9 protein-coding genes are annotated in these 10,754 nt (G+C 73.2%); 6 read left to right on the forward strand and 3 right to left on the reverse strand.

Annotated elements, in window-relative coordinates; translation table 11 throughout:
- Nucleotides 1–125: 125 nt before the first annotated feature.
- Both AB0G17_RS23370 and AB0G17_RS23375 read left to right on the forward strand, forming a co-directional pair.
- On the forward strand, nt 126–995 hold the full coding sequence (locus tag AB0G17_RS23370) for a MoxR family ATPase (protein WP_361385995.1): 870 nt from the start codon (nt 126–128) through the stop codon (nt 993–995).
- The gene (locus tag AB0G17_RS23375; RefSeq protein WP_361385998.1) at nt 992–2,341 is read left to right on the forward strand and encodes a VWA domain-containing protein; all 1,350 of its coding nucleotides are present in this window, start codon (nt 992–994) and stop codon (nt 2,339–2,341) included. Before AB0G17_RS23370 ends, AB0G17_RS23375 begins: the two co-directional genes overlap by 4 nt.
- Before the next feature lie 16 nt (nt 2,342–2,357).
- Here AB0G17_RS23375 and AB0G17_RS23380 read toward each other — a convergent pair whose 3' ends face one another.
- On the reverse strand, nt 2,358–3,740 hold the full coding sequence (locus tag AB0G17_RS23380) for an FAD-binding oxidoreductase (protein ID WP_361386001.1): 1,383 nt from the start codon (nt 3,738–3,740) through the stop codon (nt 2,358–2,360).
- 232 nt (nt 3,741–3,972) lie between these two features.
- Here AB0G17_RS23380 and AB0G17_RS23385 point away from each other — a divergent pair, with 232 nt between their 5' ends.
- On the forward strand, nt 3,973–5,091 hold the full coding sequence (locus tag AB0G17_RS23385; RefSeq protein ID WP_361386004.1) for a sulfite oxidase: 1,119 nt from the start codon (nt 3,973–3,975) through the stop codon (nt 5,089–5,091).
- An 18-nt stretch (nt 5,092–5,109) separates the two neighbouring features.
- Here AB0G17_RS23385 and AB0G17_RS23390 read toward each other — a convergent pair whose 3' ends face one another.
- Both AB0G17_RS23390 and AB0G17_RS23395 read right to left on the reverse strand, forming a co-directional pair.
- A complete protein-coding gene (locus tag AB0G17_RS23390) occupies nt 5,110–5,772 on the reverse strand; it encodes a DUF4232 domain-containing protein (RefSeq protein ID WP_361386007.1) in 663 nt (220 codons plus the stop codon).
- Between the two features lie 207 nt (nt 5,773–5,979).
- Nucleotides 5,980–7,365, reverse strand: coding sequence for a helix-turn-helix transcriptional regulator (locus AB0G17_RS23395; protein WP_361386010.1), 1,386 nt, complete (start codon nt 7,363–7,365; stop codon nt 5,980–5,982).
- Between the two features lie 231 nt (nt 7,366–7,596).
- Here AB0G17_RS23395 and AB0G17_RS23400 point away from each other — a divergent pair, with 231 nt between their 5' ends.
- The 3 genes from AB0G17_RS23400 to AB0G17_RS23410 all read left to right on the forward strand — a co-directional run bounded on the left by AB0G17_RS23400 (nt 7,597) and on the right by AB0G17_RS23410 (nt 10,663).
- A complete protein-coding gene (locus AB0G17_RS23400; protein WP_361386012.1) occupies nt 7,597–8,640 on the forward strand; it encodes a nitronate monooxygenase in 1,044 nt (347 codons plus the stop codon).
- Between the two features lie 107 nt (nt 8,641–8,747).
- Nucleotides 8,748–9,680 carry an ABC transporter ATP-binding protein gene (locus AB0G17_RS23405; protein ID WP_361386015.1) on the forward strand — a complete coding sequence of 311 codons (933 nt, stop codon included), beginning with the start codon at nt 8,748–8,750 and terminating at the stop codon, nt 9,678–9,680.
- Nucleotides 9,677–10,663: an ABC transporter permease subunit gene (locus AB0G17_RS23410; RefSeq protein ID WP_361386018.1), complete on the forward strand. Its 987-nt coding sequence runs from the start codon at nt 9,677–9,679 to the stop codon at nt 10,661–10,663. Before AB0G17_RS23405 ends, AB0G17_RS23410 begins: the two co-directional genes overlap by 4 nt.
- Nucleotides 10,664–10,754: the final 91 nt, after the last annotated feature.

Here is a 10,754-nt window from a genome sequence, read left to right on the forward strand (position 1 = left end):
CCGTGTCCGCCCGTTGTGGACCGGCCCGGGGAACTGATCGAGTACGTACGACATCACGTACGCACGACATCACCCACCAGCGCCGCGAAGCCGCTCCGCCGGGCGGGAGACCAGGAGAACGCCCCATGACGACCGGGTACTTCACGTCCGTGGACGATGTCTCCGCCCGCCTGGCCGAGACCGGCTATCTGGCCTCCCCGGCCGTCGCCACCACGGTCTTCCTCGCCGACCGGCTCGGCAAGCCGCTGCTCGTCGAGGGCCCGGCGGGCGTCGGCAAGACGGAGCTGGCCAAGGCGGTGGCCCAGGTCGCGGGCGCCGAACTCATCAGGCTCCAGTGCTACGAGGGCGTCGACGAGTCCCGCGCGCTGTATGAGTGGAACCACGCCAAGCAGCTGCTGCGGATCACCGCGGGCCGCGACGAGTCGTGGGACGAGACCCGCACGGACATCTTCGGCGAGGAGTTCATGCTCTCCCGCCCCCTGCTCACGGCCATTCGCGGCAGCGACCCCAAGGTCCTGCTGATCGACGAGATGGACAAGGCGGACGTGGAGGTCGAGGGGCTGCTCCTGGAGGTCCTCAGCGACTTCCAGGTCACCGTGCCGGAGCTGGGCACGATCACGGCGACGCGCCGCCCGTTCGTGGTGCTCACCTCCAACGCGAGCCGCGAGCTCTCCGAAGCCCTGCGCCGCCGCTGCCTCTTCCTCCACATCGGCTTCCCCGAGCAGGAGTTGGAGCGCCGGATCGTGCGGCTGAAGGTGCCCGGCCTCGACGAGGCGCTCGCCGCGTCGGTGGTGCGGGTGGTCGGTGCGCTGCGGGCGATGGACCTGCGCAAGGTGCCGTCGGTCTCGGAGACGGTCGACTGGGCCCGTACGCTGCTCGCGCTCGGCGCCGGCACGCTCGACGAGAACGTCGTGCGCGACAGCCTCGGCGTACTGCTCAAGCACCAGGACGACATGGTGAAGGCCGCCGCCAAACTCGACCTGGACGCCGTGTGACCGCGCTCCCCGACCGGGTCACCGAGCTGGTCCGGGCGCTGCGGACGCACGGGCTGCGGATCGGCCCGGGCGAGACCGTCGACGCCGCGGCCGCCCTGGAGGTGCTCGGCTTCGAGGACCGCGAGCGGGTGCGCGAGGGGCTGGCCGCTGCCCTGCTCCACCACGAAGGACAGCGGTCGGTCTTCGACCCCGTCTTCGATCTGTACTTCCCGCTGCGCGTCGGCGCACCGGCCGCGCCGGACGGTGACGTGGCTCAGCTGCGCGAGCGGCTGGCCGCCGCGCTCGCCGCCGACGACCCGGCGGCGCTGGGGCAGTTGGCGGCCGAGGCGGTGGACAGCCTCGGCGGATACGGCGCCTCGCCCGGCTCGGACGGCTTCTCCGCGCACCAGACGCTCGACCGGCTGCGCCCCCAGACGCTGCTCGCGCGCGTACGGGCGACGCTCGCCCGGGGTGGCCAGGGCGCCGCCTTCACCGACCGGCTGACCGACGACGAGATCCGTCGCCGCATCGAGGAGTTCCGCCAACGGGTGGGCACCGAGGCGCGCCGCCGGGTCGCCGAGCGGCGCGGCGCCGAGGAGATCGCGCGCCGGGCCGTGCGTCCCACCGCCGACCGGGTCGACTTCCTCGTGGCGGGCCGCGCCCAACTCGACGAGCTGCGCAGGTCGGTGCATCCGCTGGCGCGCAAACTGGCCACCCGCCTCGCCGCGCGCCGGCGCCGCGCGGCCCGCGGGCGGATCGATCTGCGCCGCACCCTGCGCGGCTCGCTGTCGACCGGCGGGGTCCCCATGCGCCCGGTCCTGCGCCGACGCCGTCCCGTCCGTCCTGAGCTGGTACTGCTCTGCGATGTGTCCGGATCGGTCGCGGGGTTCGCGAACTTCACGATGCTGCTCGTCCAGGCGCTCCACGACCAGTTCAGCAAGGTGCGGGTGTTCGCCTTCGTCAACCGCGTGGACGAGGTCACCGGGCTGCTGCGCAAGGGCGCGGCGGACCCGGCGGGCCTCGGGGAGCGCATCGCGGGCGAGGCGGCGGTGACCGGCTGGCACGGCAGCAGCGACTACGGCACCTCGCTCGGGGAGTTCGCCGAGCGCTACCTCGACGCGGTCGGCCCGCGCACCGCCGTCTTCGTGCTGGGCGACGCCCGTACCAACATGAGCGACCCGAACCTGCCCGCGCTGCGCCGCATCGCGGAGCGCGCCCGCCGGGTCTACTGGCTCAACCCCGAACCGGCGTCCCTGTGGTCGACCGGGGACTCCGCGGCCCTCGCCTACGCCGAGCTGGTCGAGATGCACGTGTGCCGCAACGCGCACCAGCTCGGCGGCCTGGTCGCACGGCTCCTGCCGGTGTGACGGGCGGTGTGAGGGGCTAACTCCGCGCGGGCTCGATGTTCTGGTTGGCGTGGAAGAGGTTGTGCGGGTCATAGGAGCGTTTGACCGCGGCGAGGCGGTCGTACTGGTCGCGGTAGGTGGCCCTGACCCGCTCCTGGCCCTCGCCCGCGCCGATGAAGTTGACGTAGCTGCCGCCCATGGAGTGCGGGTGCAGCTCCTGCCAGTAGTCCACGCACCACTGCTTGACGGTCTCGGCGTTGGCCGGGTCGGGGTCGATGCCGCCGAAGACCCCGGACCAGACCGCGTCCCGGTAGCCCCAGGCCGTGTCGCCCGGCTTGACCCGGTGGGCGGCGCCGTCGACCGGGTACAGGTGCATCGTCGACAGGCTGGTGGGGATGCCCTCGGCGTACTTGGCGTGGACGTCGATGGCACCGTCCGTGATCCGGTCGAAGAACGCGCCGCGCCAGTACCACTGCAGCCCGGTGGGGATCAGCTCGTCGAACATGCTCTGCACCATCGGGTACGGCATGGGCGCCGTGAAGTGGAAGGCGGGCGGGCCGGGTTCGCGGACCGGCTCGAAGACCTGGTCGGCCTGGTCGGGGTCGCCGGTCCAGCACCACACCACACCGCACATCTTCTGTCCGTGGATCTCCTCCGGGAACGGCGGCCCCGGTGGGATCTCCAGCACCGCGAAGAACCCGTTGAGGTCCTCGGGCGCCTGCGGCAGGAATTCGCGGTACCACCGCAGCACGTCACCGATGCGGTCCAGCGTCCATACGGTGACGCCCAGCACCACGGTGTGCACCGGGTGCAGCGAGAAGGTGAAGGCGGTGACGACGCCGAAGTTCCCGCCGCCGCCGCGCAGCGCCCAGAACAGGTCCGGGTGGTTGCGCTCGTTGGTGGTGACGAAGCTGCCGTCCGCGAGCACCACGTCGGCGGCCAGCAGATTGTCGATGGTCAGGCCGTACTTGCGGGTCAGATGGCCGTGGCCGCCGCCCAGGGTCAGCCCGCCGACGCCGGTCGTCGACATGATGCCGCCGGGGGTGGCCAGGCCGAACGCGTGCGTCGCGTGGTCCAGGTCGCCAAGCGTGGCACCGCCGCCGACCTGGGCGATCTCCGCCGAGGGGTCGACGCGCGCCCAGCGCATCGGCGACAGGTCGAGGGTGACGCCGTCGTCCACCAGGCACAGGCCCGCGCCGCTGTGGCCGCCGCCCCGGACGGCGAGTTCGAGGCCGTGGTCGCGGACGAAGTCGACCGCGTCGATGACGTCGCCCGCGTCCGCGCACCGGACGACCGCGGCCGGCCGCCGGTCGATCATCGCGTTGTAGATCGTGCGGGCCTGGGTGTACTCCGGGTCCTGCGGGCCGATGACCGGACCGCGTAGTACGGTCCGCATCGCCTCCAGCGTCGTGCCGTCCATGGCGATCTCCTTGCAGCGGCACGGTGCGGTCCGTGGACCCGCCCTGCCCTTTCCCTGCTGGGCCGCCGGTGGTGCGTGCGCGCCGGTGCCCCGGCGTCCCCACCGGCCTCGGCCGTCAACGGGCGCCACAGGGCTGACACCTCCAGCGTCTCGCCGGGAGCGGAGACTCGCAATCCCCGGCCGGCCCGGCTCAGGAGATGACCGGGGCCGGTCACCGGCGCACGATGGGGTCATGGACGGCGGCATCGGTGACATCAGCACCCCGGGGCGTCTCGCCGGCCCGGCGGAGGGCGTCAGCCCCGAGGAACTCGCCCTGGCGGCCCGCAACCACGGGCTCCCCCTGGAGGCCCTGCGCTACGACGTCACCCCGCCCGGACTGCACTACGTCCTGGTCCACTACGACATCCCGTACGCCGACGCGGACGGCTGGGAACTCACCGTGGGCGGCCGTGTGCGCACCGCGCTCACCCTGGACCTGGCGGCCCTCCGCGCCTTCCCCGCCGTTACGCACCGGGTGACCATGGAGTGCGCGGGCAACGGCCGGGCGCGGCTCGACCCACGTCCCGTCAGCCAGCCGTGGCTGGTCGAGGGGGTGGGAACCGCCGACTGGACCGGGGTGCCGCTGCGCACGCTGCTCGCCGAGGCGGGGGTGAAGGCGGATGCCGTCGAGGCCGTCTTCACCGGCGCGGACCACGGCGTCGAGCGCGGTGTGGAGCAGGACTACCAGCGCAGTCTGCCGCTGGCGGACGCCGTCGGGCCGGATCCCGAGGTGCTGGTGGCGTACGCGATGAACGGCGCCCCGATGCCGCCCCAGCACGGCCACCCGCTGCGGCTGGTGGTCCCGGGGTGGTACGGCATGGCTCATGTGAAGTGGCTGCGCGCCATCACCCTCACCGCGACCCCGTTCAGCGGCTTCCAGCAGCAAGTGGCCTACCGCTACCGGCAGTCGGCCCAGGAACCGGGCGACCCGGTCACCCGGATCGCTCCGCGCGCGCTGATGGTCCCGCCCGGCTTCCCGGACTTCATGTCCCGCACCCGTGTCGTACGCCCCGGCCGCGTCCTGCTGGAGGGCCGGGCCTGGTCGGGGCGGGCGCCGGTCGTCCGGGTCGAGGTGAGCACGGACGACGGGCGCACGTGGTACGAGGCCGAACTCGCCCCGGCGGACGGCCACGAGTGGGCCTGGCGCCGCTGGTGGGCGCCCTGGACGGCCACGCCCGGCAGCCACGTCCTGAGCGCCCGCGCCACCGACGCCGGGGGCGCCACCCAGCCGCTGACCCAGCCCTGGAACCGGGGCGGCTTCGCCAACAACCTGGTGCAGCGGGTGGAGGTGTTCTGCCCGCGGGACGGCTGAGCCGGAAGGTCTGGCCGTTCAGGAGGGCTTCGTGGCGGAGAGCGCGGTGACCTTCACGGTGTTGTCGCACTCGGCGAACACCCCGTCGTCCATGGCGGTCTGGTGGTGCCCGGCGCCCGGTACCCCGAGGACCAGGGTCGGGTACGCGTGCGGGGTGGAGCCGGACACGCAGTAGCCGTCGGCCTCGCCCTGGACCTGCACGAAGGTGAGCTTCGTCCAGGCGTGGGCGCCCGGGGCGAGCGTGACCGTGGAGGCGGTGCCGATGTGGGTGGCGGCGAGGGGGACGTTGTGGTCCGGAGAGCCGTTGCCCGCGCCGCCGACCGTGACGAACCCCTTCACCGTGCAGGAGTGCGCGGAGGTGTTGGCGAAGCCGACGACCGCCGCGCCCGTGCCGGTGCCCTCCGGGTGCTTGGCCGGCTGGTGGGCCGGGGTGACCTTCAGGTCGCTGATCCCGCACTTGGGGGCCGCGTGCTTGGGCTTGGCGCTGCCGTCGCCTGCCGGGGCGGAGGAGGCGGCGGGTGCGGGGGTGTGCGGGGTGGCCTTGGCGGTCGGGATCACGGGGGACGCGGCGCCCGTGTCGGGGCCCTTGCCGCCGCCCGGCTCGCAGCCGACCACGAGCACACCGGCCACCACGGCCGTCGCCGCCACTGTCATCGCCCGACGCATGTGTGAGTAGTCCATGATTCCCTCGAGGATAGGGCCGGCACGTCCCGGCACTCGCCGTACAACACACCTCGGCGGCGGCGACGGTTCGCACGTACGAGCCGGTGTGGCACGACAGTTACAAACCACCGTCCATCAGTGCCGAAAGCGGCACATCCGCCACGTCGGCGGCTGGCTGCGCGGGCGGCCGGGGAAGGAGGCGAACCCGCCAGGGCGGCGCCCGTGTCAGCGGAAGGCCGCGACCACCGCGCCCCACTGGGCCGTGGTGGTCCCGGTCGCCGCGCACGACATCTCCGCCGGGGCGACGCGGTAGGCGCTGGACAGGCGGTAGGACGACAGTCTGAGCACGGGCAGTGCGTTCCACTCGGCCGAGTAGGCGGGCGCGGTACCGCTGTTGCTGCCCACGGCGGCCACCACCAGGTCACCGGCCGCGCACTCCAGCCTGCTGTGGCTGGTGGTGAAGGCGGTGCCACCGGCCTCGCCGTGGGCGTGTGCCCGCGCGACGACCGTGCTGATGCCCCGGAACTCGTCGACCGCGATGTGGTACTTGCTGGCCCGCGGGTACACCACCCGGATCGAGTCGGCGGTGGTGAGCGCGTGCACGTGGAAGCCCGCCAGGAGCAGGGTGCGGTGCCTGCGGGTGTCGGTGACGTCGCCCGCGACGAGGAACCGGTCTCCCTGGGTGTCGGTCACCGTGACGGGGCCGGGGCAGGTGCTGGTCAGCATGACGCTGACGATCAGCGCGTCCCCGCCGGTCACCGGGGACGTCACCGGAAGGTCGACGTCCGCGTCGGAGAGGATCTGCGCGTCGGACGCCGGGCGGCCCACCCAGGCGGGGCGTGCCTGTACCAGGCGTACCGGGGAACCGCTGGAGGGCGACCGGGCGGGGTCGGCGGAGGCAGGCGGCCGGGGGTCGGCCGAGGTGGGCAGGCCGGTGCTCCCGCTCTGCGGCGCGGTGGCGGGTGGACAGGTCTCGGCCTCCACCGGACCGCCCGCTCCCGGCGAACCGCCCGCCGAGCCGCCCAGCCCGAACACAACCGCCGCCCCGAGCAGGGCGCCCACCCCCAGCAGGCTGCCGTGCACGAGCACACGGCGCCCGGGAAGGAATCGGACACGGGGTGCGGCCGGCACCTCGAACTCGGCCGTCCCCGCTTGCCGAACCTCTCCCTGCGGTGCCTCCTGAACCTCACCTTCCGGTGCCTTCTGAACCTCTCCTTCTTGAACCCCTCCTTCCGGGGGCGCGGCAGCCTCCTCGCTCGCCACCGCGTCCGCTTCCCCGCACCCGTCCCCGCTCGCGCTCTTGGCCGAATCCAGCCGGATACGTGTCCACGCGTCCTTCCATCTCGCCAGCGCGTCCTCCCGTACACCGAACGCCCGCAACAGCGCCTGCACCCGGTCCCACGGCGGCAGCGACGGGCGCTCGTCGTTGAGCGCGTGGGCGATGGTCGTCCGCGGCAGCCCGGTGCGCCGCTGCAACTCGCGCAGGGACAGGCTCTCCACCGCCTTGAGGGCCCTCAGCCCCCCGACGAACTCCGCCACCGTGGCCAGCGCCCCCGGATCCGGCAGAGCGCCGCCGTCCGGCGCCTGTCTGTCGCTCTCGATGCTCGTCATCGCTCCCCCATTGAGCTCGTGACCCCGCGGCCGGATTTCGACCGCCGGGCGGCCGGATCGTACGCCGTGCGCGGCCACCGCCGATATGGATCAATCAGCCACGCCCCGGCGCCCCTTGACCCCCCCTGGCCTCGGAGAAAGCGGAACGGCGGCGCCCGCCCCTGCCCGCGCCCCACCTCCCCGGCATGATCGGAGGGACGACACCGAAGCCCCTCACCCTGGAGGACGACCATGCCGTTCCAGCCCGACCGACTCTCCGTTCCGCTCGTCCAGGCGCCGATGGCGGGCGGCGCCTCCACTCCCGAACTGGCCGCCGCCGTGAGCGAAGTGGGCGCGCTCGGCTTCCTGGCCGCCGGATACCGCACCGCGCAGGACATGCGGGAGCAGATCGTCCGGACCCGGGAGCTGACGGGCGGCCCGTTCGGGGTCAACCTCTTCGTGCCGGGTCCCCCAGCCCCGCCGAGCGCCGAGGCGGTGGCCGCCTACCGCGAGGAGCTTCGGGCCGACGCCGCCGAGTACGGCCTCACCCTGCCCGTGCCCACCGACGAGGCCGACGACGACGCGTGGGACGAGAAGGTCGACGTCCTGGTGCGCGAGCCCGCTCCGGTGGTGTCCTTCACCTTCGGGCTGCCCGGCGCGTCCGCCGTCGAGGCGCTGCACCGGGCGGGCAGCCATCTGATCGGGACCGCCACCACCATCGCCGAGGCCGAGGAGGCCGAGGCTCGCGGGATGGACGCCCTCTGCCTCCAGGGTCCGCAGGCGGGCGGCCACCGGGCTACCCACGACCCCGCGGCCGAGCCGTCGGACCTGCCGCTGCCCGACCTGCTCGCGGCCGTCCGCGAACGCGTGCGGATCCCCCTGATCGCGGCGGGCGGCCTCGGCACCGGCCAGGACGTCGCCGCCGTGCTGGCGGCCGGTGCCGTCGCCGCGCAGCTCGGCACCGTATATCTGCGCACGTACGAGTCGGGGGCATCGCGGACGCACCAGGACGCCCTCGTCGACCCGCGCTTCACCGAGACGGTGGTCACGCGCGCGTTCTCCGGGCGGCCCGCGCGGGGCCTGCGCAACCGGTTCATCGACGCGCACGACGCGAGTGCCCCCGTCGCGTATCCGCAGGTGCACCATCTGACCAAGGGGCTGCGCGCCGCCGCGGCCAGGAGCGGGGACGCGGAGCGGCTCCATCTGTGGGCGGGCAGCCGCCACCGTCTCGCCCGGGCGGTACCGGCCGCCGCCCTCACCCGCGACCTGTGGGAGCAGGCCCGCGCGACCGACTGACCCCCCGCTCCCCTCTCACCCGCGGTTTGACAGGTCCTCGACGCGGACACCATGATTCCACTAGTCAACTAGTGGAATCATGGAAAGGGGGGAGGCGCGTGCGCGACATGACCACTCCTGGCGCCGACACCCGGTGGGCCCTGGAAGCGCGTGGGCTGGGGAGGAAATACCGTCGGGGCTGGGCCCTGCGGGACTGCACCTTCCGGATTCCGGCCGGGCGCATCTGCGGCCTCGTGGGACCCAACGGCGCCGGAAAGAGCACGCTGCTGAACCTGGCCACCCGGCTCGTCGAGCCGAGCGCCGGGGAACTGCGGATCTTCGGCGCCCCGGCCGGCTCGCCCGCCGCCCTGCCCCGGTACGCGTATCTCGCCCAGGACAAGCCGATGTTCAAGCGGTTCACCGTGGCCGAGTCGCTGCGGCTGGGCCAGGAGCTCAACCCGGGCTGGGACCAGGCGGCGGCCGAGCGGATCGTGCGCGCCGGGCGGATCCCGCTGGATGCCAGGATCGGCAGCCTCTCGGGCGGCCAGCGCACCCGCGTGGCCTTCGCGCTCGCCTTCGGCAAGCGGCCCGACCTGCTGCTCCTGGACGAGCCGATGGCCGATCTCGACCCGGTCGCCCGCGACGAGCTGAGCTCGCTGCTGATGTCCGAGGCCGTCGAGCGCGGCACCACGGTCCTGATGTCCTCCCACATGCTCAGCGAGCTTGAGCACATGTGCGACTACCTCCTCGTCCTCGCCGACGGCCGGGTCCGGATGGCCGGTGAGACCGACGAGCTGGTGCCGATGCACACCCTGGTCACCGGGGTCACCACGGACCGGGGCCTGCCCACCGCGCTGGCCACCCACACGGTGGTCGAATCCCGCACCTCGGGACGGCAGTTCACCGCGATGGTGCGCACCGAGGGCCCGCTGACCGGCGACTGGCAGCTCGCCGAGCCCAGCATGGAAGAAGTACTGCTCGCCTACCTCCGCAACCCCGAGGCGCCCGCGCTGCTTTCCCCGGCCGCCGCTCCCGGTCACCAAGAGGAGTACGCCGTATGAGCACGCTCACCCGCCCCTCCGTCACCGAAGAGCCGACGCGCACCAAGCCCAGGAGGCTGCGCGGACTGCTCTGGCTCGTGGCGCGCCAGCACCGGGCCGTTCTGCTCGCCTGCGCGGCGGCGATCCTGTTCGGCTCGGCCTGGATCATCTACCAGCGCCATGGTTTGCTGCACGACGCGCACGCCGCCGGCCTGCCCGCCACCCCCGTGGACGAGGTCGACGGCGCCCTGCGCATGCGGTTGGAGAACACGTTCAACGACGTCGCCTCCTACGTGGGGTATCTGCCGATGCTCTTCGGCCTCTTCCTCGGCGCCCCGCTCCTCGCCTCGGACCACGAGAGCGGCACGGCACGGCTGGTCACCACCCAGTCGGTGCCCCGCGGCCGCTGGCTGCTGTGGAAGCTCGGCTTCGCCCTGGCGCTCGTCGCGGTGACCACCGCGGTCCTGGGCGCGCTGCTGACCTGGTACTGGCACGCCGCCCGGCCGTTCGTCTCCATCGACTGGCTCGAAGCGTCGATCTTCGACAACACGGGCCCCGTACTGCTCACGACGGCGCTCTTCACCACCTCGCTCGGCATCGTCATCGGCGCCCTGGTGCGGCGCGCGGTGACCGCGATGACGCTCACCTTCTTCGGCACGTTCGCGTTCTCGGTGGTCTTCGACTACCTCAAGCCGCACCTCGCCACACCCCGGCGGGTCGCGTTCCCGCTCGATGGCGCCCACCCGGCGGTGCTCAACGGATCGGTGCAGGTGGACCAGTGGGTCGGCACCGCCTCCGGCAAGCTCTACGGCTGGAGCACGTGCGTCAGCGACGCCGACTCGGACGGCTGCCGCGCCCGGAAGGGCATCGTCAACTCGGTGTGGGACTACTTCGGTTACGACCAGATGGCCACCCTCCAGTGGACCGCGGCCGCCCTGCTGCTCGTGGCGAGCGCGGCCCTGCTCGCACTGGCCGTGTGGCGCACCCGCCGCCAGGCGTTCTAGGGCCTGTCGTCAAATTCCCGTCGTCGCCCGAAGGGCGGTCCGGCGGCGTCTGGTGCGTGCTCTCGGCGCGCCGGGCGAGAGCCCTCGTACT

Origin of the sequence: Streptomyces sp. NPDC023838 (genome assembly GCF_040639555.1) — a bacterium.
Taxonomy (GTDB): domain Bacteria; phylum Actinomycetota; class Actinomycetes; order Streptomycetales; family Streptomycetaceae; genus Streptomyces.

Bases quoted from the DNA above. Each gene is read 5' to 3' on its own strand.
- AB0G17_RS23405 (WP_361386015.1), top strand. From the start codon at position 8,748: ATGACCACTCCTGGCGCCGACACCCGGTGGGCCCTGGAAGCGCGTGGG.
- AB0G17_RS23395 (WP_361386010.1), bottom strand. From the start codon at position 7,365: ATGACGAGCATCGAGAGCGACAGACAGGCGCCGGACGGCGGCGCTCTG.
- AB0G17_RS23410 (WP_361386018.1), top strand. From the start codon at position 9,677: ATGAGCACGCTCACCCGCCCCTCCGTCACCGAAGAGCCGACGCGCACC.
- AB0G17_RS23390 (WP_361386007.1), bottom strand. From the start codon at position 5,772: ATGGACTACTCACACATGCGTCGGGCGATGACAGTGGCGGCGACGGCC.
- AB0G17_RS23400 (WP_361386012.1), top strand. From the start codon at position 7,597: ATGCCGTTCCAGCCCGACCGACTCTCCGTTCCGCTCGTCCAGGCGCCG.
- AB0G17_RS23370 (WP_361385995.1), top strand. From the start codon at position 126: ATGACGACCGGGTACTTCACGTCCGTGGACGATGTCTCCGCCCGCCTG.
- AB0G17_RS23385 (WP_361386004.1), top strand. From the start codon at position 3,973: ATGGACGGCGGCATCGGTGACATCAGCACCCCGGGGCGTCTCGCCGGC.
- AB0G17_RS23380 (WP_361386001.1), bottom strand. From the start codon at position 3,740: ATGGACGGCACGACGCTGGAGGCGATGCGGACCGTACTACGCGGTCCG.